Annotated in this window: 22 protein-coding genes and 1 pseudogene; 16 read left to right on the top strand and 7 right to left on the bottom strand. The window is 56.0% G+C overall.

Features of this window, described 5'->3' with window-relative positions:
- Nucleotides 1-96 precede the first annotated feature (96 nt).
- The 4 genes from yihX to fabY are packed head-to-tail and all read left to right on the top strand — an operon-like array spanning nt 97 to nt 2991.
- On the top strand, nt 97-696 hold the full coding sequence (gene yihX / locus IM267_RS06815; protein WP_063449678.1) for a glucose-1-phosphatase: 600 nt from the start codon (nt 97-99) through the stop codon (nt 694-696).
- Nucleotides 690-1571, top strand: a complete 882-nt coding sequence (locus tag IM267_RS06810) for a virulence factor BrkB family protein (RefSeq protein ID WP_063449679.1) — start codon at nt 690-692, stop codon at nt 1569-1571. The genes yihX and IM267_RS06810 overlap by 7 nt, the downstream gene beginning before the upstream one ends.
- Complete coding sequence (gene dtd, locus IM267_RS06805) at nt 1568-2005, top strand: D-aminoacyl-tRNA deacylase (RefSeq protein WP_193033050.1); 438 nt, start codon at nt 1568-1570, stop codon at nt 2003-2005. The genes IM267_RS06810 and dtd overlap by 4 nt, the downstream gene beginning before the upstream one ends.
- Before the next feature lie 44 nt (nt 2006-2049).
- The gene (gene fabY / locus IM267_RS06800) at nt 2050-2991 is read left to right on the top strand and encodes a fatty acid biosynthesis protein FabY (RefSeq protein ID WP_063449681.1); all 942 of its coding nucleotides are present in this window, start codon (nt 2050-2052) and stop codon (nt 2989-2991) included.
- 8 nt (nt 2992-2999) lie between these two features.
- Here the strand turns inward: fabY and IM267_RS06795 are convergent, their stop codons facing one another.
- Complete coding sequence (locus tag IM267_RS06795; RefSeq protein ID WP_193033049.1) at nt 3000-3920, bottom strand: alpha/beta hydrolase; 921 nt, start codon at nt 3918-3920, stop codon at nt 3000-3002.
- A gap of 198 nt (nt 3921-4118) precedes the next feature.
- On the opposite strand from IM267_RS06795, the gene IM267_RS06790 reads away from it, so the two are divergent.
- Together IM267_RS06790 and IM267_RS06785 are read left to right on the top strand one after the other, a co-directional pair.
- Entirely contained in the window at nt 4119-4361 is a 243-nt protein-coding gene (locus IM267_RS06790) for a CopG family transcriptional regulator (RefSeq protein ID WP_063449683.1), read from the top strand.
- Nucleotides 4362-4363: 2 nt separating this feature from the next.
- Nucleotides 4364-4735 (top strand): type II toxin-antitoxin system VapC family toxin, encoded by a 372-nt coding sequence (locus IM267_RS06785; protein ID WP_077221056.1) that lies wholly within the window; start codon nt 4364-4366, stop codon nt 4733-4735.
- A 39-nt stretch (nt 4736-4774) separates the two neighbouring features.
- Here the strand turns inward: IM267_RS06785 and fdhE are convergent, their stop codons facing one another.
- From fdhE to fdnG, 4 genes are read right to left on the bottom strand one after another with little or no spacing between them, the layout of a single operon-like run.
- The gene (gene fdhE / locus IM267_RS06780; RefSeq protein ID WP_023315053.1) at nt 4775-5704 is read right to left on the bottom strand and encodes a formate dehydrogenase accessory protein FdhE; all 930 of its coding nucleotides are present in this window, start codon (nt 5702-5704) and stop codon (nt 4775-4777) included.
- Nucleotides 5701-6336, bottom strand: a complete 636-nt coding sequence (gene fdoI / locus IM267_RS06775; RefSeq protein ID WP_015569914.1) for a formate dehydrogenase cytochrome b556 subunit — start codon at nt 6334-6336, stop codon at nt 5701-5703. Before fdoI ends, fdhE begins: the two co-directional genes overlap by 4 nt.
- A complete protein-coding gene (fdxH, locus tag IM267_RS06770; RefSeq protein ID WP_003861960.1) occupies nt 6333-7235 on the bottom strand; it encodes a formate dehydrogenase subunit beta in 903 nt (300 codons plus the stop codon). The genes fdoI and fdxH overlap by 4 nt, the downstream gene beginning before the upstream one ends.
- 12 nt (nt 7236-7247) lie before the next feature.
- Entirely contained in the window at nt 7248-10298 is a 3051-nt protein-coding gene (fdnG, locus tag IM267_RS06765; protein WP_193033048.1) for a formate dehydrogenase-N subunit alpha, read from the bottom strand.
- Between the two features lie 371 nt (nt 10299-10669).
- Between fdnG and fdhD the strand changes: the two genes are divergently transcribed.
- The 6 genes and pseudogenes from fdhD (at nt 10670) to IM267_RS06735 (ending at nt 16792) form a co-directional block, all read left to right on the top strand.
- Nucleotides 10670-11506, top strand: a complete 837-nt coding sequence (gene fdhD / locus IM267_RS06760; protein WP_193033047.1) for a formate dehydrogenase accessory sulfurtransferase FdhD — start codon at nt 10670-10672, stop codon at nt 11504-11506.
- Between the two features lie 114 nt (nt 11507-11620).
- Nucleotides 11621-11833, top strand: a complete 213-nt coding sequence (locus tag IM267_RS06755) for a DUF1471 domain-containing protein (RefSeq protein WP_003861966.1) — start codon at nt 11621-11623, stop codon at nt 11831-11833.
- Nucleotides 11834-12281: 448 nt separating this feature from the next.
- A complete protein-coding gene (locus IM267_RS06750) occupies nt 12282-12998 on the top strand; it encodes a DUF1120 domain-containing protein (protein WP_193033046.1) in 717 nt (238 codons plus the stop codon).
- 64 nt (nt 12999-13062) lie between these two features.
- Nucleotides 13063-13746, top strand: a complete 684-nt coding sequence (locus IM267_RS06745) for a fimbria/pilus chaperone family protein (protein WP_193033045.1) — start codon at nt 13063-13065, stop codon at nt 13744-13746.
- A 29-nt stretch (nt 13747-13775) separates the two neighbouring features.
- Nucleotides 13776-16202 (top strand): annotated as a pseudogene (locus tag IM267_RS06740) (fimbrial biogenesis usher protein).
- Complete coding sequence (locus IM267_RS06735; RefSeq protein WP_193033044.1) at nt 16193-16792, top strand: hypothetical protein; 600 nt, start codon at nt 16193-16195, stop codon at nt 16790-16792. Before IM267_RS06740 ends, IM267_RS06735 begins: the two are co-directional and overlap by 10 nt.
- A gap of 43 nt (nt 16793-16835) precedes the next feature.
- Here IM267_RS06735 and IM267_RS06730 read toward each other — a convergent pair whose 3' ends face one another.
- Both IM267_RS06730 and IM267_RS06725 read right to left on the bottom strand, forming a co-directional pair.
- The gene (locus tag IM267_RS06730) at nt 16836-17159 is read right to left on the bottom strand and encodes an AzlD domain-containing protein (protein ID WP_006808703.1); all 324 of its coding nucleotides are present in this window, start codon (nt 17157-17159) and stop codon (nt 16836-16838) included.
- Nucleotides 17159-17818 (bottom strand): AzlC family ABC transporter permease, encoded by a 660-nt coding sequence (locus IM267_RS06725; protein WP_063449690.1) that lies wholly within the window; start codon nt 17816-17818, stop codon nt 17159-17161. The genes IM267_RS06730 and IM267_RS06725 overlap by 1 nt, the downstream gene beginning before the upstream one ends.
- A 103-nt stretch (nt 17819-17921) precedes the next feature.
- Here IM267_RS06725 and IM267_RS06720 point away from each other — a divergent pair, with 103 nt between their 5' ends.
- The 4 genes from IM267_RS06720 to IM267_RS06705 all read left to right on the top strand — a co-directional run bounded on the left by IM267_RS06720 (nt 17922) and on the right by IM267_RS06705 (nt 23027).
- Nucleotides 17922-18470 carry a helix-turn-helix domain-containing protein gene (locus tag IM267_RS06720; protein ID WP_003861973.1) on the top strand — a complete coding sequence of 183 codons (549 nt, stop codon included), beginning with the start codon at nt 17922-17924 and terminating at the stop codon, nt 18468-18470.
- A 17-nt stretch (nt 18471-18487) separates the two neighbouring features.
- Nucleotides 18488-19483: a LacI family DNA-binding transcriptional regulator gene (locus IM267_RS06715; RefSeq protein ID WP_193033043.1), complete on the top strand. Its 996-nt coding sequence runs from the start codon at nt 18488-18490 to the stop codon at nt 19481-19483.
- Between the two features lie 104 nt (nt 19484-19587).
- On the top strand, nt 19588-21711 hold the full coding sequence (locus IM267_RS06710) for an alpha-galactosidase (protein WP_193033042.1): 2124 nt from the start codon (nt 19588-19590) through the stop codon (nt 21709-21711).
- 44 nt (nt 21712-21755) lie between these two features.
- Nucleotides 21756-23027 (top strand): MFS transporter, encoded by a 1272-nt coding sequence (locus IM267_RS06705; protein WP_193033041.1) that lies wholly within the window; start codon nt 21756-21758, stop codon nt 23025-23027.
- Nucleotides 23028-23053: the final 26 nt, after the last annotated feature.

Raw genomic sequence — 23053 nt, 5'->3', positions numbered from 1 at the left:
GATTCGGGCCTTTCCTTTCTCTAAGCTGAATCTGGCGCATAGCTAAAGTTTCTCTTTCCCGCTACAGTTACTTTTCCACGGCGAAAGGAGATAAACATGCTTTATATCTTTGACTTAGGAAATGTAATCGTCGATATCGATTTTAACCGGGTGCTGGGCGCATGGAGCGATTTTAGCCGTGTTCCGCTGGCGACGTTAAAGCAGAATTTTGCGATGGGCGAGACTTTCCATCTGCACGAGCGCGGTGAGATCAGCGATGAAACGTTCGCAGAGCGTTTCTGTCAGGAAATGGGTCTCTCGTTAAGCTACGAGCAGTTTTCCCACGGCTGGCAGGCCATATTTGTCGCGATCCGCCCCGAAGTGATCGACATCATGCACAAGCTGCGCGAGCAGGGGCATCGCGTTGTTGTGCTGTCTAATACCAACCGCCTGCATACCACCTTCTGGCCGGATGAATACCCGGAGATCCACGCGGCGGCTGATAAAGTGTATCTCTCCCAGGAGATGGGGATGCGTAAACCGGAGGCGCGCATCTACCAGGCGGTGTTGCAGGAAGAAGGATTCACGGCGGCGGATGCGGTCTTTTTTGACGACAACGCCGATAATATAGAAGGGGCTAACCAGTTAGGCATCACCTCCGTTCTGGTGACCGGAAAAGAGACGATACCGAACTACTTTGCGAAGCAGTTATGCTAAAAACCGTTCATCAAAAAGCCAACCACCACACGCGCCCGCTCAGGGCGTGGCTGAAACTCCTCTGGCACCGCATTGATGAGGACAACATGACCACGCTGGCAGGCAATCTCGCCTACGTGTCATTGCTCTCGCTGGTTCCGCTGGTGGCGGTGATTTTTGCGCTTTTTTCGGCGTTTCCGATGTTTGCCGATGTGAGTATGCAGCTTCGTCATTTCGTCTTTGCGAACTTCATTCCTGCCACCGGCGACGTGATCCAGAACTACATCGAACAGTTTGTCGCTAACTCCAGCAAGATGACGGCAGTGGGTGCGTGTGGGCTGATTGTCACCGCGCTGCTGCTGATGTACTCCATCGACAGCGCGCTCAACACCATCTGGCGGAGCAAAAAAGTTCGCCCGAAGGTCTATTCCTTTGCCGTCTACTGGATGATTTTAACCCTCGGCCCCTTGCTGGCGGGGGCGAGCCTGGCGATCAGTTCCTATCTTCTTTCGCTGCGCTGGGCGAGTGACTTAAACAGCGTGATCGATAACATGCTGCGCATCTTCCCGCTGATTTTATCGTGGCTCTCGTTCTGGCTGCTTTATAGCGTGGTGCCAACCACGCGTGTACCTAACCGGGATGCCGTGGTTGGCGCGCTGGTCGCGGCGTTGCTCTTTGAGCTGGGCAAGAAGGGATTCGCGCTTTATATCACCATGTTCCCCTCTTATCAGCTGATTTACGGCGTGCTGGCGGTGATCCCCATTTTGTTTGTCTGGGTCTACTGGACGTGGTGTATCGTCTTGCTTGGCGCCGAAATAACTGTCACTCTCGGGGTCTACCGCGAACTCAAAAAAGCAGCAGAAGCTGAAAAACAACAAGAAGCAGACCAACCATGATTGCATTGATTCAGCGCGTAACCCGTGCCAGCGTCACCGTGGAGGATGAGGTGACGGGTGAAATTGGCCCAGGACTTTTGGTGCTCCTGGGTGTCGAAAAGGATGACGACGAACAAAAAGCCAACCGCCTGTGCGAGCGCGTGCTGGGCTACCGGATTTTCAGCGATGCGGAAGGCAAGATGAACCTGAACGTTCAGCAGGCTGGCGGCAGCGTGCTGGTGGTCTCCCAGTTTACGCTGGCCGCCGATACCGAGCGCGGCATGCGCCCGAGTTTTTCGAAGGGCGCGGCACCGGATCGCGCAGAAGCCCTTTACGCGTATTTTGTTGAGCGCTGTCGCCAACAGAACATGAATACACAAACCGGACGATTCGCTGCGGATATGCAGGTTTCGCTGGTGAACGATGGCCCCGTCACATTCTGGCTCCAGGTTTGAGCCAGCTGGCGGCCTGGCCGCGGGTAACAAGAGAGAGTACAGCTATGTATCACCTTCGAGTACCGCAAACGGAAGAAGAGTTAGAGGTTTATTACCATTTCCGCTGGGAAATGCTGCGCAAGCCATTACATCAGCCGAAAGGATCTGAACGCGACGCCTGGGATGCGATGGCGCATCATCAGATGGTGGTGGATGAAGAGGGCAACCTCGTCGCCGTGGGGCGTCTGTATATCAATGCCGATAACGAAGCCTCTATTCGCTTTATGGCCGTTCACCCCTCCGTGCAGGACAAAGGCCTCGGAACGCTGATGGCGATGACGCTGGAATCCGTTGCCCGTCAGGAAGGGGTTAAGCGCGTTACCTGTAGCGCCCGCGAAGATGCCGTTGAGTTCTTTGCCAAGCTCGGTTTTGTGAATCAGGGTGAAATCAGCGCCCCGCAAACCACACCGATTCGTCACTTTTTGATGATCAAACCTATCGCCACCCTGGATGATATTCTCCATCGCGCCGACTGGTGCGGACAGCTCCAGCAGGCGTGGTATCAGCACATACCGCTCAGTGAAAAAATGGGCGTGCGTATTCAGCAGTATACCGGACAAAAATTTATCACCACCATGCCGGAAACCGGCAACCAGAACCCGCACCATACCCTGTTTGCCGGCAGCCTGTTTTCTCTCGCCACGCTCACCGGCTGGGGGCTGATCTGGCTGATGCTGCGCGAACGTCATCTCGGCGGCACTATTATTCTTGCCGATGCCCATATTCGTTACAGCGCGCCGATAAGCGGCAAGCCGAGCGCGGTGGCCGACCTGGGCGCACTGGGTGGCGATCTCGACCGCCTGGCGCGTGGACGTAAAGCACGCGTGCAGATGCAGGTTGAGCTGTTTGGCGATGATACGCCTGGCGCGGTGTTTGAAGGCACCTATATCGTTCTTCCTGCGAAGCCGTATGGCGCTTATGAAGAGGGTGGGAACGAGGAGGAGTAGCCTCCTCTTTACTCTCGCCCGGCATGCTGAATGCGCCAGGCAATATCCCGCATTACGTCTCGTGCTGACTGGCTAATTCCACCCAACTGGAAGAAACCGTGTATTACACCCTGCCATTGCTGAGCGGTACATTTCACGCCTTGCTCCGTGAGGCGCTTGTAAAGCGCCTCGCCTTCGTCGCATAACGGATCATACTCAGCAATAACAATATGGACATTCGGCAGGCCGCTAAAGTCCTTGCGCCAAAGTGGGCTGACCTCAGGATGCTGGCGGTCGGCTCCGGCCAGATACATTTCATAGCCGCTCAGAAGGGTATCGCGAGTAATCACATAATCTATGCCATTGAGGGTATAGCTTTCAAAACTGGCCGTGGCGTCAAGCATGGGGTAGATAAGGATGAGATGCGCCGGATCCCAGAGACCTTTGGCCTTGAGCCGAAGCGCGGTTACCAGCGCAAGATGGCCTCCCGCACTGTCTCCACAAAGCGTAATCCGGTTTTTATCCACGCCTAATTTCTCTGCGTTTTGCCAGACAAGATCTGCCGCTCTCTCTGCATCGTCATGCGCAGCGGGGAACGTATGTTCGGGGGCGAGTCTGTACTGAACCGCAATGACCCGGCAATTACCGTAAAACGCCAGCTGGCGAAGCTGATTATCATGGGTTTCAAACCCACCGCTGACAAAACATCCACCATGATAGTAAAGGGCAGACGGTAACGTTTCTGGAGCATTGAGAGGAGAAAATACCCGAAAGGTCAGATCCTCAAGAACAAGCGTTTCAATCTGGACGCGCGTTTCTGTCTCCCCAGCCAGCGCTGTGCTGGCTACATACCCGGCTCTCCGTTCATCAATACTCTGTTTCCGAGAGGAAGGCCGTCCTGCTGCAATAAACTCTTGTACAAGCTTATCAATACCTTTTTCCAGCGCCATGGCTACGTCCTTTTACTGTGTTTTTATACAGTTTATAACCTGATTTACAACAGATGAAAACAGAGAAATGTGAAAAGGTGAACGTTCTGGAAAGCGGCTCGCAAAATTCATTTTTCCCAAAAAAATGCACTTTAACCCTAAAGTATTTAAGCGTATTTTGCCTGAAAATTAACCGCAGATGATATACTAAGGTGATATATGAGTCTTTTGGCGGATTTTGAGATGGGCAGAATACTGATTGATTTGTCTGATGACGTAATTCAACGGCTGGATAACCTGAAGCAGCTGCGTAACCAGCCCCGCGCCGAATTGCTTCGGGAAGCCATTGAACAATATCTCGATCAGCAGAGTTCTTCGGTAATTCGTGATGCGCTTGGTTTGTGGGGAAATCAGCAAGAAGATGGGCTGGAGTACGAACGCAAGCTGCGTGAGGAGTGGTAATCATGGAACACATGGCAGTGTTTGATACCAATATTCTCATCGATCTCTTTAACAATCACGTAGAAGCTGCCGATACGATCGATCGTACGGCCTCGCATCGGGCGATTAGCCTTATCACGTGGATGGAGGTCATGGTCGGCGCGCGCAGGCATGGTCATGAAGCGAAAACGGCAGCTGTCATGGGCGCTTTTGAAATTATCGACGTCTCGCGGGATATCGCTGAAAGAAGCGTTGTGCTCCGTGAGAAACACGGGATGAAACTACCTGATGCCATCATTTTGGCCACAGCCCAAAGCAGAAATTGTCCCCTGGTGTCCCGCAATACCAAAGACTTTGCCGGAATAGCCGGGGTTGTTTCCCCTTACCAGCTGTAGGCCGGGCAAGCTCGCGCCGCCCGGCACGCTTACAGGAGATTACTCCCCTTCACCCGGGAACAGGAACGGGTTAATCGAGCTACGGGCAAAGCCCTCCTGCTCCATTTTGGCGTCCAGAATCAACGAGGCGAGATCGTCGGCCACCGCTTCGACTTTCGGATCCTTTTCCTGATACAGAATCTTCAGGTAAGTCCCGCAGTCGCCGCAGCTTTCGGCTTTCACCGCCGCGTCTTCATTTTCCAGCGACCAGTAGTTGAGATCGCGAGTCTGCTCGCAGTTGCTGCACTTGATGCGCACCACGTGCCACTCGGTTTCACACAGGTTGCAGTGCAGGTAGCGCAGCCCCTGCGTGGTCCCAATCTGCACCATGCTGGAGACCGGCATTGAGCCGCACACCGGGCAGAACTGGCGCGCTTCGCCATATTCGGCGCGGGCTTTGCCGGGGATCAGGCTCGCCATTTGTGCCCAGTAAAGCGACAGCGCAGCCCAGATAAACGGCGCTTTATCGCTGCTGACCAGCGAGAAGTCGGAGGCAAACAGCGCGCTCGCCATCTCTTCCAACTCTTGCTCTGAGGCTTTTTCCAGGTTCTCAATGACCGCCAGCGCCGTGCCGCTCATCTCCGGCTTCAGCTCGGCAATCAGCGAATGCAGCAGCTTATGCCAGTGCTTGTCGCGCGGCAGGACGTGAATATCCAGCGGCGGCTTGCCCTGCTCGTTAGCTTCTTTGATGCGCGCGGTCAGGTCCATTTGCAGCGGGTGATCGTACAGCACCACCTCCTGCGCATGGGCGACCAGCGCGGCAAAACGCAGAAAATCGCCCAGCGGGTTGTTCTCTGCCAGCTCGCGCAGACGCTCTGCGCGGCGGTTGTAGAGGTTCTTGAGTCTGGGGAATAACAACGGCGGAATATACTCCGCCGTACGTTTCTCGCTCGACCCCAGCTCATCTTGCGGGATTATGCGAATACTCATTCAGATGACTTTTCCTGTTTCTGGCGGACTTCACGGTACCAGCGCGGGTGATGTTTCTTCGCCCACGTTTTGGTTACCCATCCTTCCACCATCGCGGTAATGGTGCCTTTCACCCAGAGGGCGGCGTAAATATGCACCATGATAACCACAATTAACGCCACTGCGGCAAATGAATGCAGCATTAACGCAAATCGGATCACCGGGATTGAGAAAGCAGGCGCAAAGTACGGACGCCAGATGATCACGCCGCTCACCAGCAACAGGACCAGGAAGATAATCGCCGCCCAGAATACGCATTTCTGACCGAAGTTATAACGCCCGGTATCACCCACTTCCTCGTTGACGACGATCTTACGAATATTCTTCGCCCAAAAGATATCATCCCGATTGATTAGGTTATGGTGCCAGTAGCGGAAAAACATGATGATAAACGAGGCAAACATCACCACACCCACGAACGGGTGAAGGATGCGCGCCAGCTGCGGCGTGCCCAGGATCTGCATCAGCCAGTTGAAGGAGGGGAAAAAGAACCCCAGCCCGCTTATCGCCGCCAGCATGAAGCAGAAGGCGGTGACCCAGTGGTTGATGCGTTCCGGCGCGGTGTAGCGCACGATGGTGTCACGTTTTCTCATTTGCGCACCTCGTCTTTCTCTTCATGCAGATTATCGTCTTCCTCTTCCGCGCGGTTCGGACCGACGCCGACGTAGTGGAAGATGCTCGCTGCAAAGGTAGCCGCAAAACCGACCGCGGCCAGCGGTTTCCAGATGCCTTTCCAGAACTTCACGGTGGCGCTGATTTCCGGGTTCTCCGGCAGGCCGTGATACAGGTTCGGCTTGTCGGCGTGGTGCAGCACGTACATCACGTGCGTCCCGCCAACCCCGGCCGGATCGTACAGACCAGCATTATCGTAACCACGGGTTTTCAGCTCGCCCACGCGCTCTGCCGCCAGCGTTTTCATATCCTCTTTGGAGCCAAAGTGGATAGCGCCGGTTGGGCAGGTCTTCACGCACGCTGGCTCCTGGCCGACGTTTACGCGGTCTACGCACAGGGTACATTTGTAGACGCGGTTGTCTTCCGGGTTCATGCGCGGCACGTCGAACGGACAACCCGCGATGCAGTAGCCGCAGCCAATGCACTGCTCGGACTGGAAGTCGACGATGCCGTTGGCATACTGAATGATAGCCCCTTCTGACGGACACGCCTTCAGGCAGCCCGGATCCGCACAGTGCATACAGCCGTCTTTGCGGATAAGCCATTCCAGTTTGTCGTTCTGCTCCACTTCCGAGAAACGCATTACCGTCCAGGACTTGGCGGTCAGGTCTGCCGGGTTGTCGTACACCCCGACGTTGTGACCCACTTCGTCACGGATGTCGTTCCACTCTGAACAGGCCACCTGACAGGCTTTACAGCCGATACAGGTGGTCACGTCGATAAGCTTCGCCACTTCCTGCTGGTGGTCCCGCGCCTGAGGCGCGGGCGTGAAACCGTTAGTCGCGGAACGACGGATAATGTCTTGAGATTGATAAGCCATAAGTCGTCTCCGTTACACCTTTTCCACGTTCACGAGGAAGGCCTTAAACTCCGGCGTCTGCGTGTTCGCATCGCCGACGAACGGCGTCAGGGTGTTCGCAATGAACCCTTTCTTCGCCACGCCCTCATAGCCCCAGTGAATCGGAATACCGATGGTATCCACCTGCTGACCGTGAACGTTCAGCGTGCGAATACGCTTGGTCACTACCGCCTTGGCCTTGATGTAGCCGCGGTTGGAGGAGACCTTCACGGTATCACCATGGGCAATGCCGAGCTTGTTCGCCAGCTTCTCGCCGATCTCCACAAACTGTTCCGGCTGCGCGATGGCGTTAAGCAGCGCGTGCTTGGTCCAGTAGTGGAAGTGTTCGGTCAGACGGTAAGTGGTGCCCACGTACGGGAACTTGTCCTTTTTACCCAGCGCTTCAAAGTCGCCCTTGAAGATACGGGCTGCCGGGTTAGAGACCACGTTCGGGTGCAGCGGGTTGGTGCCCAGCGGCGTCTCAAACGGCTCGTAGTGTTCCGGGAACGGCCCTTCCGCCATCTTGTCGATAGCAAACAGGCGTCCCATCCCTTCAGGCTGCATGATAAACGGCCCAACGTCACTGCCCGGTGCGGCAGTGCTGTAGTCCGGAATATCCACGCCGCCCCATTTCGCGCCGTCCCACTTCAGAAGCTGACGCTTCGGATCCCACGGGTTGCCCTGCGGGTCAGCGGAGGCACGGTTATAGAGGATGCGGCGGTTAAGCGGCCACGCCCATGCCCAGCCCAGCGTATTGCCGAGGCCCGACGGGTCGGCGTTGTCGCGGTTGGCCATCTGGTTGCCTTTCGGCGTCCAGCTACCGGCAAAGATCCAGCAGCCGCTTGACGTCGTACCATCATCGCGCAGGTGCGCGAAGGTGCTGAGCTGGTCGCCTTTTTTCGCCAGAACCGTACCGGTCGCCGGGTCGATAACGTCCGCCAGCGCCTTACCGTTGCTCTCCATGGCCACTTCTTCCGGCGCAGGGTTTTCCGGCGTCGAGTAGTTCCAGGTCATGTTCAGCACCGGTTCAGGCGTTGCGCCGCCTTCAGAGGCGTACATCTTACGCAGGCGTAAGAAGATGCCGGCCAGGATCTCGCCGTCGTTCAGGGCAATGCCCGGGGCGTCCGCGCCTTTCCAGTGCCACTGCAACCAGCGGCCAGAGTTAACGATAGAACCGTTCTCTTCCGCGAAACAGGTAGACGGCAGACGGAACACTTCGGTCTGAATCTTCGACGGATCAACGTCGTTCGACTCACCGTGGTTCTGCCAGAAGGTCGAGGTTTCGGTATTGAGCGGGTCAATCGTCACCAGGAACTTCAGCTTCGACAGAGACTCGACAACCTTGTTCTTGTTCGGGAACGACGCGACCGGGTTAAAGCCCTGGCAGATATAGCCGTTGACCTGCCCCTGGTGCATCATCTCGAAGTACTGGAGGACGTCGTAACCTTTGTCCCACTTCGGCAGCCAGTCAAAGCCCCAGCTGTTGTCCGCCGTCGCCTTGTCGCCGTAGAAGGCTTTCATCAGCGAGACGAAGAACTTCGGATAGTTGCCCCAGTAGTTCACCTGGCCTTCGAGCAGCGGTTTTGGCGTGCTGGCCGTCAGGTAAGTTTGCAGGTCAGTCTGTTTTTCGCTTGGCAGGTTCATGTAGCCCGTCAGGCTCTGCGACAGCAGGCCGAGGTCGGTCAGACCCTGGATGTTAGAGTGACCGCGCAGGGCGTTCACGCCGCCGCCAGCCATCCCCATGTTGCCGAGCAGCAGCTGAACCATCGCCATGGTGCGGATGTTCTGCGCGCCGATGGAGTGCTGCGTCCAGCCGAGCGCATACAGGAACGACGCGGTTTTATCTTTCGCGCTGGTTTCCGCAATCAGCTCGCACACCTTCAGGAAGTCTGCCTTCGGCGTCCCGCAGATGTTCTCGACAACGTCCGGCGTGTAGCGGGAAACGTGCTCTTTCAGCAGGTTCCACACGCAGCGCGGGTGTTGCAGGGTGGTGTCGCGCTTCGCAAAGCCGTTTTCGTCCAGCTCGTAGTTCCAGCTGGTTTTGTCGTATTTACGTTTTTCGGCGTCATAACCGCTGAACAGGCCATCGTCGAAGCTGTAATCCTCACGCACGATCAGGCTGGCGTTGGTATAGGCTTCGGTGTATTCGCGGTTATATTTTTCGTTGGTCATCAGGTACAGCAATACGCCTGACAGGAAAGTGATGTCAGTACCTGAACGAATAGGGGTGTAGAAATCCGCCACTGACGCCGTACGCGTAAAGCGGGGATCGATCACAATCAGTTTCGCACCGTTGTGGATTTTGGCTTCCATCGCCCAGCGGAACCCGACAGGGTGCGCTTCAGCGGCGTTACCGCCCATCACCACAATGAGGTTGGCGTTCTTGATGTCGACCCAGTGGTTGGTCATCGCACCGCGACCAAATGTTGGAGCAAGACTTGCTACCGTTGGTCCGTGTCAGACACGCGCCTGGTTGTCGACCGCGAGCATACCGAGTGCGCGCGTAAATTTCTGAGTTAAATAGCCGGTTTCGTTACTGGAGGCTGAAGCACACAGCATCCCGGTGGAGAGCCAACGGTTAACGGTGGTGCCTTCGGCATTCTTCGCGATAAAGTTGGCATCGCGGTCTTCTTTCATCAGCTTAGCGATGCGATCGAACGCCTCTTCCCAGCTGATTTGCTGCCATTTATCAGAGCCTGGCGCGCGATATTCAGGAAACTTCAGGCGGCTCTCGGAGTGGATAAAATCTACCAGACCGGCCCCTTTCGGACACAGCGCACCACGGTTGACCGGATGATCCGGATCGCCTTCAATGTGGAAAATGGATGCTTTGGCGTTTTTCGCACCGTCGCCGAGGCTATACATTAACAGCCCACAGCCGACGGAGCAGTACGTACAGGTGTTACGGGTTTCGCGGGTGCGCAGCAGTTTATACTGCCGCGTTTCCGCCAGCGCTACGCCGGGCGCAAAGCCCAGTGCCGCCGCCGTGGTGCCTGCCATACCGCCAGCGCAGATCTTAAAGAACTGCCTTCTGCTGACCTGCATGGGTCACTCCTTGGTTCATTACGACATTGCTATGTAGTTTTACTTTGCGGTTGAGAATTAACCGCAAAGGAGAAAAATTTGCATTAAACCCCCATTTCTCCGAGGGATAAGCGCAGAATACCACAATGTCGGTACGCCTGTTCCAACGGCGTTAAAACAAAGTGAACGTATTATCACGGCATTGATTATAAAATGTGATATCAGTCACATTTTTCTCTGGGGATGTTAAGGGTGTGTAGCAGGCGACCGGTTGCACCCCTCCGAATTGAGTAGGAGAATGGTTGCTGAAAAGTTGATCCATACTATGCGTAAGGTCTGCTGTTTGTGTTGCAATAGCAGGCTCACTTCCGTGGTTGTTCAGGAATACCGTTGTGTCTAAACAAAACCGTGCTGCCCACGCGTCGACACTGCCTGCGGGCATTGTGGAACTGTCGGTACACAGACCGCCCCATATCTCAGATGCCACGCCAGATTTTCTGGCGGAAGAAGTCCCCGTTGCGCTGGTTTACAACGGTATTTCGCATGTGGTGATGATGGCCTCGCCGAAAGATCTCGAGCTGTTCGCCATCGGTTTCTCCCTCTCGGAAGGCATCATTGCCCATCCGCAGGAGATCTACGGCATGGATGTCGTGCCGGCCTGCAATGGTCTCGAAGTGCAAATCGAACTCTCCAGCCGCCGCTTTATGGGACTGAAAGAGCGTCGACGCGCGCTGGCCGGACGTACCGGCTGCGGCGTGTGCGGCGTTGAACAGCTTAACGATATTGGCAAACCGATTGTTCCCCTGCCGTTCACCCAGACGTTTAATCTGGCGCATCTTGACCGGGCGCTTGAGCATCTGAACGACGTTCAGCCCATCGGCCAGCTCAGCGGCTGTACCCACGCGGCGGCGTGGGTATTGCCGTCAGGAAGTATTGCAGGCGGGCATGAAGACGTTGGCCGCCACGTGGCGCTGGACAAGCTGTTAGGCCGCCGCGCACGGGAAAACAACGTCTGGCGGCAGGGCGCGGCGTTAGTCTCGAGCCGTGCCAGCTATGAGATGGTGCAAAAGTCCGCCATGTGCGGCGTGGAAATCCTGTTTGCGGTGTCGGCGGCAACCACGCTGGCGGTGGACGTGGCGGAGCGCTGTAACCTGACGCTGGTGGGGTTCTGCAAGCCGGGAAGAGCAACCATTTACACCCATCCTCAGCGGTTAATAGTTGATCAGTAATTTTGAATAATATAGGCAAATCCTTCCGCTTTTAGTTGATCGGGATGAGGACTACTATTTATCTCATCAAGGCACGGTGCCTTACCAAAACAACTTAACGAAAGGGTTTATCTCATGAAAAGCATCAAAACTTTTGTCGCAGTAATCGCTCTGGCTACTTCTTTTGGTTCTTTCGCTGCGCAGACAGTGACCGCATCCGCCTCTACGCTGGACGGTGCTGAAGCTAAAATCGCCGCACAGGCTCAGGAAGCAGGCGCGTCATCCTATAAAATTACCCAGGCGTTCACCGGTAACCGCGTACACATGACCGCTGAACTCAACAAATAAGTTATGCTGCCGCTGTCCCTGCTCTTCGGAGCCGGGACAGGTTTACTATCTGCTGTTCCTTCCCTGAATCTCCCGCCTGTCTTCCAGGATATTCCTGATTAACGAAACAATAACTGTAAAAGTTTCCCATCTTTAGTTACTTTTGTTTGAAATAGAGCAGTTCCATACACATTTCAAATATAAGGTCAGACCAGCTTTCTGCATATATTTATCAAAAGAATGAATTGTGTTTTTTTGATGCTGTATTACCGGTTTCACATTCAGTGTAAATATAATTGATCTTGAGTTTTAAGGAATTCCTCAGGTGTAAATCCTAAAAGGATTTTGAAGCATTGATCGAGTTTATCTGTGATGCTATTTTCCCAAAACAAGCTGTTTTAGGTAATAACCCCAGGCCAGATATTTATTATCTGGTTTATTTTGTATTTCACTTATATAAGGAAATTAAATGAACGCGATGTTTAAAAAAGGGATGCTGGCGTCCGTGCTGGCTGTAGCGGCGTCTTCTGCCATGGCGGCATCCAGCATTGATATTCAGGTTACAGGTAAAATTGTGCCAGCTTCCTGTACGCCTTCTTTTGTGAGCGGGGGCGGTATTGCTGATTATGGTACGATAAAAGCTGCCTCTTTGAATGACACCACGGCAACAGCTCTGGCGGAGACTAAAATTATCCCTATTTCCATCTCCTGCGAATCCCCTACACGTATTGGCGTGACGTTTAACGATGCGCATGCTGACTCAGCGCCAACCGCAACACTGCCTGTCAATTTTGGCGATCTGGATTTTGCAACAACCATTGAAAATACAGCAGGGTTGGGTATGTATAACGGCCAGAAGATTGGTGCTTATGCAATGGGTATTCAGACGGATGCGGGTACAGCGACAAATGATACGGGTGATAATCTGTATCCAATTTACACGAAGGTTGCAGGCGCAACTTCTGGTTGGGGTACAAAATCCGGCATGCATTATATGCAAATTGCTACGGATAAAAGTGAGACGTACTCTTTCACCGACAGTGAGAGTGGTAATGCACCTGTTGCACAGAAACAGATTAACTTCAACGTTGGCATCAGGGCGCAGATCAACCCAACCAACGATCTCAATATTGTCGACGAAGCCACGCTGGACGGTTTAACCAACGTAGAGCTGGTTTATCTGTAATAACGTCACAGACTAAACACTCCACGTCAGTGGAGTGTTATTTCAATATTAATGGACTAATATTATGCCGCTTTTAAAAAGAACGCTGATTTGTGCCTGCCTGTTCGCCTCTTTTAACACGCTGGCAGCCGGAATGGTGCCGGAAACCTCACTGCTGATTGTGAAAGAAGACGAGCAGGGCGCCAGCATGGACGTCAAAAACACGGATGCCGACGCCCAGTTGTTGTACACGAAACTGATTGATTTGCCAGATGATCCTAAACCCGGCCTGATTGTGACGCAGCCGGTGGTGCGCGTGGACGCGGGTAAAACCCAGCGCGTGCGTTTTGTGCTGAAAAACAGCGCCGAGCCGCTGAAGGTGGAACATTTAAAGCGCGTTATTTTTACCGCTATTCCGCAGCGTGAGAAAAACAAGGTGAAGGTCACCTTTAGCCAGAACCTGCCCGTTATTATTCGTCCGGCCGGGCTGGCGGTAAACCTGGAGCCATGGAAAGACTTAAAATGGCAGGTTAACAACGGCAGCGTCACCGTCGAGAATAAAACCCCTTACGTTGTGCGTATGGAACAAAAAGCAAAATTATTGCCATCAGGTACGGCTGCACAATTCTCGAAGTCCTATATATTGCCTGGCGAAAAAATGACGGTAAGCGTAAAAGGGAAAATAACGCCCTCAGAAAAGCAGATTGAAATTTATCCCGCTACCCGTTATGGCTACAAAACGAATAGTTATATTGCCGATTTAAAATAACAATTAATTTAACAGCACATGGAGTGGTTATGTTAACGGTTTCCTGTAAAAAGGGAATGCTGGCGTTTTGCCTTACGGCGCTGGCTTTCAGCATTCGGGCGGAAATAAACCCCACCGCAAATGAATCAATGGAGTTGGCGAGAGCGATATTCGACACCGACGCATTAAAAAATCAGGGGCTGGATCCTGCGATTGCTGAATACTACTCCATGGCTCCTCGTTTTTCTCCCGGCTACCATAACGTAACCGTGAATATTAACGGGAATAAGCGAACGCTGATGCCGGTGAAATTTGATGAGGACGGTACGCCCTGTATTGATGACGAGTTTCTGGAAAATGCGGGTCTGATTAAAAAAACCAGACGCGGTACCTGCCCTAAAATTCATCAGTACTGGTCCGGATCGACTATTCAGTCTTCACCGGATATTGAAGAGATATCGGTCGTGGTTCCACCAGAAGCGTTGGATCCTGATTTCGGGCGCCAGTTCGCGGAAGTTCAGGGTGGCCGTGCGGCGATGCTGAATTATTCCATGTTCGGTACCCACAACCAGTATGACGATGAAAAGGCCGACCGTTTTCAGTCCACCTTCGAAATGGGCTTTAACGCCGGGGACTGGATTGTGCGCAGCACGCAGTTCGTCAGCGACGGTAGCGATCAAAGCTTTGACGTTGAATCCCTTTATACTTACGCCCAGCGTACCTTCACCGACTATGGCGTGATGGTGCAGGGCGGCCAGATTAACGTGGCCAACAGCCGCTTCAGTATTCCGTCTATCTATGGGGTACAGATGATGCCGGATACCGCCCTCCTGCCTCAGGGCGGTACGGGCGTGGAAGTCAGCGGCATCGCCCGCAACCCTCAGGCGCGTGTAGATATCCGCCAGGGCGGACAGTTGATTTACTCGACGCTGGTGCCTGCCGGGCCGTTTAACCTGGATGACGTACCGCTGGCTAACCTCAACACCGACCTGAACGTGACGGTGACCGAGACAGACGGCAGCGAAAACCGTTTTACCGTGTCGGCGAGTACGTTCCGCAGCAACCACGTGGGCCGCGCACCGGGCTTTACCATGGCGGTAGGCCGTGTTGAAGACGACATGGATTCGCGCTACGAAAAACCGTGGGTGGTCTCTGCCAATAACGGCTGGTCCATCAACAAGCGCGTCAATTTCCTCGCCGGAATGGTGATGGCGGATAATCACTATTACGGTTTCTCCGGCAATCTGGACACCGTACCGATGCAGAACCTGTATGCCTCGCTCGGTTTTCTGGCGTCGATAGACAACCAGTCGCAAACGGACGGCAACAAAACCACGCTCGACCTGGGATATTCTCTGCCGTGGGGCATCGGCCTCTCGATGGGCGGCAGCTACGGCACGCCGGATTATCGCGAGATGACGGAGCTGTACGGTGACGACGACGATATGTCGCAAACCAAATATGACACCAACGTGGGTATCAACTGGTCTAGTAGCTTGCTCGGCCGTTTCTCCCTCAGCTACTACCGCAACGAGAGCTGGAACAGCGAGTACGACAGCCGCCGCTTCATCTCTTCGTGGTCGCAGTCCTTTAAGTATTTTAACGTAAGCGTGAACTGGGAATCGGACGTCAGTCGTAACGATGACAGCGATAACGATCTGTTTTACGTGAACGTGTCGATCCCACTTGGACGTACGGGCGTAAATACCAGCTCCTGGTATCGTGAGAGTGAAGGTAAGAGCTCGTACGGCACGCGCGCAATGGGATCGCTTAACGAGGCGAACCAGTACACGGTTGGCGTTTCTCAGGATCAGGACAATAACACCACCAGTTGGGACAGCTCGCTGAGCAGCAACCTGCATTACACCAGCCTGTCGCTGGCGGCAGGGGGCGATAACGACAGCAATACCAACTACTCCGCAGCGCTGAGCGGCGGGATTGTGGCGCACGGCGATGGCGTGACCTTCTCGCCTTACCGCGTGGCTGACACCTATGCCATCGCTAAGCTGGATAAACCGGTGTCAGGCGTCGAGATTGGCACCGCACGTGGTCCGGTATGGACGGATAAATGGGGCCAGGCGGTGATCCCTGCGCTGTCACCGTTCCGCGAAAGCACGATTGAGGTCAACACCCAAAAACTGCCTGGCAACCTGGATGTGCGAAACGGCAGAACGGCGATCAAGGCTTCTCACGGTGCCGTGGCGAAGTGGGAGTTTGCGACGTTAAGCCAGCGCCGCGTGCTGCTGGCTATCAGCCGCGCGGACGGTACGCCGCTGCCGTAAGGCGTCTCTATCGTGGACGGAGCGGGTGAGTACGTCACGACAGCACCCGAAGACGGCGTGATCTTCCTCAACGATATCTCCGCCAACCAGCAGCTCTACGCGAAGCTGGATGAGGGGCGTTGCAGGCTGACGTATACCCTGCCGGAGGCAGAACCGAATAAATTCTATGAAGAGGTGACAGGGACATGTCTCTAAATAACGTTCATAAGTACGTGATGATGGTCGCGCTGCTTTGCGGCGGGGCGGGGATGCCGGCAGCCGCGCAGGCCGATGAGGGCGAGTGTGAAATGATGTCCGCCGTAAAGACCGTCGACTATGGTCGTTACCGTAAAGAGGATATACGAAAGGGTTCTGCTGAGCATGTGGGCCAGGTCTATAACGGTTATGCCTCGGTCACGCGGGAACTTCAGGTGTCGGTGATATGCCCGGATGCGCGTAAAATGCGCATCTCCATCACCGGCGCGGCCCGACAAAACAGGGCCTGGCGATATTCAGATAACGGCGCAATGAAGATTGCGTTCAGGGATGGCCGCGTGGACGGGAATACGGTGCAACTGGCCGCTGTTGATACTGGCGCGGTGGCCGTTCAGGGTGGAGCGTCAGAGGTGACGTTACCGCCGGAAAAAACGCTGGCTGCCGTTAACGGAACGGAAGTCGCGGGGGAGCAGTTCACCGCAACGATGATGGTGACAACCTACCTGTCAGATAAAGCTTTTAGCACAACCAACGAGACCGATTTTACCGAGACGCTGACGCTGAGCGCCGACACCCTTCCGGCGCAGTAATCCCCGCTGATGCCCGGCAGACCGCCTATGCCGGGCATTTCTTTTAGTGGATCCCCGCCAGACGCAGCAGCGCCGTTACCACCGCCGCCGCGACGATCACCACAATTAACGGCATTTTTCGCCAGGCCAGAAACACAGCGAACCCGACGCCCAGCACGCGCGCCATCCCCGCAAAATGTTCCCCTTCATAAAACGTTGTTGCCAGCGCGACGGAGAACAGCAAAACGGTAGCCGCATCGGAAAGCAGCGCCTGCGATCTTTCAGAAAGCGCCAGCCGGTTGCCGAGCTTTGCCCCGCCAAGACGCATCAGATAGGTTCCGGCAGAAAGAATGGCGATGCCGAGAATAAAGACCGTCATGTTTTCCATTATTTTTTCCTCGCGGCGAGACCGAGCAAAGAGAGCAGCACCGGCAGGCCCACCGGCGCAAACGGCACCGCTGCCAGCGACAACACCGCGCCGCTACAGGCGCGGATCAGCGTGGTGCGGTTTTTAAATGCCGGCACGACTAACGCCAGCAGGATCGCCGGAAACACCGCGTCCAGCCCGATGGTCTCCGGGTCCGGCAGCAGCTTGCCGACCATTGCCCCCAGCACCGCCCCCAGCGGCCAGATGATTGCCACGCCTAGCCCGCACAGCCAGTAGGCCGCCTTACGCTGCTCGGCGGTTTTTTGCGACAGGCCGAACACCACGCTTTCATCGTTCATGATATGACAGCCCAGAAAGCTCAGGCCGCGCTTGCCCACCAGCTCACGTACCGTCACGCCGAACGGCACATGGCGGGCGTTAACCAGCAAACCGGCCGCCGCCGCTGCCAGCGGATTGCCGCCGCTCGCCACGATGCCAATGAACATAAACTCGGATGCGCCCGCCAGCACCGTGAGGGAAAGCACAAACGGCACCCACAGCGGGAAGCCGTAGGCCATCGCCAGCGAGCCGTAAGACATGCCGACCACGCCTACCGCGAGGCAGACCAAAATTATCGCTTTTATCGTGTCGCCTTTCAGACAAGAGAGGTGATTCTTCATACCCTTTTAGCCATATCGAACGTATTTCCATTATAATGAACGCATCAAAATCGTTTTACAAGATGAACGAATCGTTCGTTATAGAGAGACAGAGGCCGTTTTTATGACGCAGCCAATCAGCGTGATCGCCAAAAGCCTGGTGCGGGAACGCCTGCGAACCGGGCTATCGCTGGCGGAAATTGCCCGCCGTGCCGGGATCGCCAAATCCACGCTTTCTCAGCTGGAATCTGGCAACGGCAATCCCAGCCTGGAAACGCTCTGGTCGCTTTGCGTGGCGCTGGATATTCCGTTTGCCCGGTTACTGGAGCCGCAGCAGCCCGTCACGCAGGTGATCCGCCGCGGCGAGGGCACAAAGGTGGTTGCCGGGCAGGCGAACTACGAGGCGATTTTGCTGGCGGCGTGTCCGCCGGGGGCGCGTCGTGATATCTATCTGCTGCTGACGCAGCCGGGCGCAGACCGTATTTCCCAGCCGCATCCGCCGGGGTCGGTTGAGCACATTATCGTGACCCAGGGGCGGGCGATGGTCGGCCTGATCGACGCGGCGGAAGAACTCGGCCCGGGCGATTACATTTGCTACCCCGCCGACCAGCCGCATATCTTTAAGGCGCTGGAGCCGGATACGCACGCCCTTCTGGTGGCGGAACAAAATTAACGAAGATACGGAAAATCATGTCGCTCAAAGCCATTGCTAAAGAACTGGGGCTGTCCGTCACTACCGTCAGCCGTGCCCTCAACGGGTATGACGACGTCTCTGCTGAGACGCGCGCCCGCGTGGAGGCGGAGGCCCAGCGCCGTGGCTACCGACCCAATACGTTCGCGCGCCGCCTGAAGATGGGCAAAATTGATGCCGTCGGCCTCGTTTTTCCCGTGCATCCTGTTCCGCTCAATAACAGCGTTTTTATGGACATGGTCGGCGAAATTAGCCACGAACTGGCGCGACATGAGATCGACCTGCTGCTCATTGCTGACGACGATCTGGCGGACAAACACAGTTATATGCGCATGGTGCAAAGCCGGCGCGTGGATGCGCTGATTGTGGCCCATACGCTGGATCGCGATCCGCGTCTTGAACAGCTTCAGGCCGCCGGATTCCCGTTCCTGGCGCTTGGCCGCAGCCAGCTGCCACAGCCTTACGCGTGGTTCGATTTCGACAACTATGTCGGCACATACCAGGCCACCCGCTGGCTGATTGAGAAAGGCCATCAGCGCATCGCCCTGCTGGGCGAAAGCAATAATCAGGCATTCATCACCCAGCGGCGGCAGGGCTATCTGGACGCGCTGCGGGAAGCCGGGCTCTCCAGCGAATGGTTGCGCGCCATGCCCCCTTCGCGCCGCGTAGGCTATGCGACCACGCAAGAACTTCTCTCCCTGCCGCAGCCTCCCACGGCCATCATTACCGACTGCAACACCCACGGCGACGGCGCGGCGATGGCGCTGGCGCAGATGGGGCGCCTGTTCGGTGACGATGCCATCTCGCTGGTGGTTTACGACGGTTTACCGCAGGACAGCATTGTCGATATCGATGTGGCGGCGGTGATCCAGTCCACCCGCCAGGGCGTTGGAAAGCAGATTGCGGACATGGTGCGCCAGCTGATCAACGGCGATGACGTCGAACGGCTCCAGGTGCTCTGGCAGCCGGAATTCTTCCCGGGCCAGACGGCCTAAACCGGGCAAATTTCCAAACCCGATCACAGATCCGAAACGTTTTGGTTTGTATCCGAAACGTTTCGGATCAACACTCAAGGCATCCCGACGACAGGAGATGTCTGATGCAAGATGCCATATTACGACTCGAAAGCACCACGGTTGACGTGGTGCTAAAAACCTATCCGTTCGCCGAAATTCTCTACTGGGGGCCGCACCTTCACCACTTTTCGCCGCAGGATGTCGCTACGCTGGCGCGGCCGGTGGCAAACGGCAGGCTGGACGTGGACTCTCCGGTGACGTTGATGGCCGAGCTGGGGCACGGGCTGTTTGGCTCGCCCGGTATTGAGGGGCATCGCCAGGGGCTGGACGGTTCCCCGGTCTTTACCACCACAGACGTGCAGCAGCAGGGACACACCCTGACGGTAACGGCGGAGGATAAACAGGCGGGCCTGCGCCTGACCAGCGAGCTGGTGCTGGAGGCCAGCGGTGTACTGGTGGTGCGCCACGGGTTAACCAACCTGAAAGCGCAGGCGTGGCAGGTGGACCGATTCGCCGTCACGCTGCCGGTGGCCGAGCGCGCGCAGGAGGTAATGGCCTTTCACGGACGCTGGATCAGGGAATTTCAGCCGCACCGCGTCACGCTTGAGCACGACAGCGTTGTCATTGAAAACCGTCGGGGTAAAACGTCCCACGAACATTTCCCGGCGCTGATCGCCGGTACGCCATCGTTCAGCGAAATGCAGGGCGACGTCTGGGGCGTGCATCTGGGCTGGAGCGGCAACCACCGCCTGCGCGCCGAAGCGAAAACCGATGGTCGCCGTTATATACAGGCCGAAGCGCTTTACCTGCCGGGTGAAATGGCGATTGAAGAGGGCGAAACGCTCTGGACGCCGCGCCTGTATGCCAGCTACTCCCCGCACGGGCTGAACGGCATGAGCCAGCAATTCCACCGCTACCTGCGCGACAACATCATCCGCTTCCCGGAAAACAAACCGCGCCCGGTACACCTCAATACCTGGGAGGGGATCTACTTCAGCCACGACCCGGAGTACATCATGCGTATGGCCGATGAGGCCGCCGCGCTGGGCGTGGAGCGCTTTATTATTGACGACGGCTGGTTCAAAGGCCGCAACGACGACCATGCCGCGCTGGGCGACTGGTACCTGGATGAGAAAAAATACCCGAACGGCCTGACGCCGGTCATCAGTCACGTTAAACGGCTCGGCATGGAGTTTGGCATCTGGATCGAGCCGGAGATGATTAACCCGAATTCCGATCTGTATCGCGCGCATCCTGACTGGGTGCTGGCGCTGCCGGGCTACGCGCAGGCGACCGGGCGGCACCAGCTGGTGCTCAACCTGAACATCCCGCAGGCCTTTGATTATCTCGTGGAGCGCATGAGCTGGCTGCTGGGCGAACATGCTGTCGACTACGTGAAATGGGACATGAACCGCGAGCTGGTGCAGCCCGGGCATAACGGTAAAGCCGCCGCCGACGCGCAGACCCGCCAGTTTTACCGCCTGCTGGACGTGCTGGGCGAGCGTTTCCCGCACATTGAGTTTGAATCCTGCTCCTCTGGCGGGGGGCGAATCGATTATGAAGTGCTGACCCGCAGCCACCGCTTCTGGGCGTCTGATAACAACGACGCGCTGGAGCGCAACACGATCCAGCGCGGCATGAGCTACTTCTTCCCGCCGGAGGTGATGGGGGCGCATATCGGTCATCATAAATGTCACGCCACCTTCCGCCAGCACAGCATCGCTTTCCGTGGGCTGACGGCGCTGTTTGGGCATATGGGGCTGGAGCTGGATCCGCTCACCGTGGATGCGCAGGAGCGTGAGGGCTATCGCCATTACGCCGCGCTGTATAAGCGGTGGCGCGAGGTGATTCATCACGGTATCCAGTGGCGCGTGGACATGCCGGATGCCACCACGCTGGCGCAGGGTATAGTGAGTGAAGACAAAACGCAGGGGCTGTTTATGGTCAGCCAGCTCGCGATGCCGGATTACACCCTGATGATGCCGCTGCGCATGCCGGGGTTAGACGCCAGCGCGCAGTACCGCATCACGCTGCTGGATCACCCGAACATTCAGATCACGGGCGAGGGTGGGCACACCATGCGTAAGCTGCCGGCGTGGATGGAAGCCCCGCAAACGGCAAGCGGCGAATGGCTGATGCGGGCGGGTATTACGCTGCCGATTCTGGATCCGGAAACCGCCATTCTGATTGGCGTGGAACGCGTGTAAAGGTGACGGGCCGGGCAGCCGGCCCTCCGTTGAGGATAAAAATAATGAACACAACAACCTGTACCCACAAAGACAACCCTAATTTCTGGATCTTCGGGCTGTTCTTCTTTCTCTACTTCTTCATCATGGCCACCTGCTTTCCGTTCCTGCCGATCTGGCTGTCGGACATCATCGGTCTGAACAAAACCCATACCGGGATTGTCTTCTCCTGCATCTCGCTGTCGGCCATTGCCTTCCAGCCGGTGCTGGGCGTCATTTCGGACAAGCTGGGGCTGAAAAAACACCTGCTGTGGATAATCTCAGTGCTGCTGTTTCTGTTCGCGCCGTTTTTTCTGTACGTCTTCGCGCCACTGTTAAAAACCAATATCTGGCTGGGCGCGCTGAGCGGCGGGCTGTATATCGGCTTTGTTTTTTCAGCCGGATCCGGGGCGATTGAGGCCTACATTGAACGCGTGAGCCGCAACAGCTTCTTTGAGTACGGCAAGGCGCGCATGTTTGGCTGCCTCGGCTGGGGGCTGTGCGCCTCAACGGGCGGCATTCTGTTTGGCATCGACCCTTCGTATGTTTTCTGGATGGGATCGGCGGCGGCGCTTTTGCTGATGCTGCTGCTGGTGGTCGCGAAACCGAAGCCCAACCAGACGGCGCAGGTCATGAACGCCCTGGGCGCGAACCAGCCGCAGATCACCGCTAAAACCGTGTTCAACCTGTTCCGCCAGCGCAGAATGTGGATGTTCATTCTGTACGTGATTGGCGTGGCCTGCGTGTATGACGTTTTCGACCAGCAGTTTGCCACCTTCTTTAAAACCTTCTTCGCCACGCCGGAAGCGGGCACCCGGGCGTTCGGTTTTGCCACCACGGCGGGGGAGGTTTGTAACGCCATCATCATGTTCTGCTCGCCGTGGATCATTAACCGCATCGGCGCGAAAAACACGCTGCTGATTGCCGGAGTAATTATGGCGACGCGCATCATCGGTTCGTCGTTTGCCACCACCGCCGTGGAGGTGATCGCCCTGAAGATGCTGCACGCGCTGGAGGTCCCGTTCCTGCTGGTGGGGGCATTCAAATACATTACCGGAGTGTTTGATACGCGCCTGTCGGCCACTATCTACCTGATTGGCTTCCAGTTTGCCAAACAGTCGGCAGCGATTTTCCTCTCCGCCTTTGCCGGAAATATGTATGACCGGATCGGCTTTCAGGAGACGTACCTGATGCTGGGCTGTTTCGTGCTGGCGATTACGGTGGTGTCGGCGTTTACGCTGAGCAGCAGGCGGGAGATTGCTGCACGAAGTAACACGGTGGAGGCGAACCAGGCATAGGCGCTGTAAAACGACGAAACCCACCA

The sequence above is a fragment of the Enterobacter cloacae complex sp. P15RS genome (genome assembly GCF_014895905.1).
In the GTDB taxonomy this organism is placed as follows: domain Bacteria; phylum Pseudomonadota; class Gammaproteobacteria; order Enterobacterales; family Enterobacteriaceae; genus Enterobacter; species Enterobacter quasihormaechei.
Note: the sequence above shows the minus strand (reverse complement) of the source record. Positions and strands in the feature narration are given on the sequence as shown.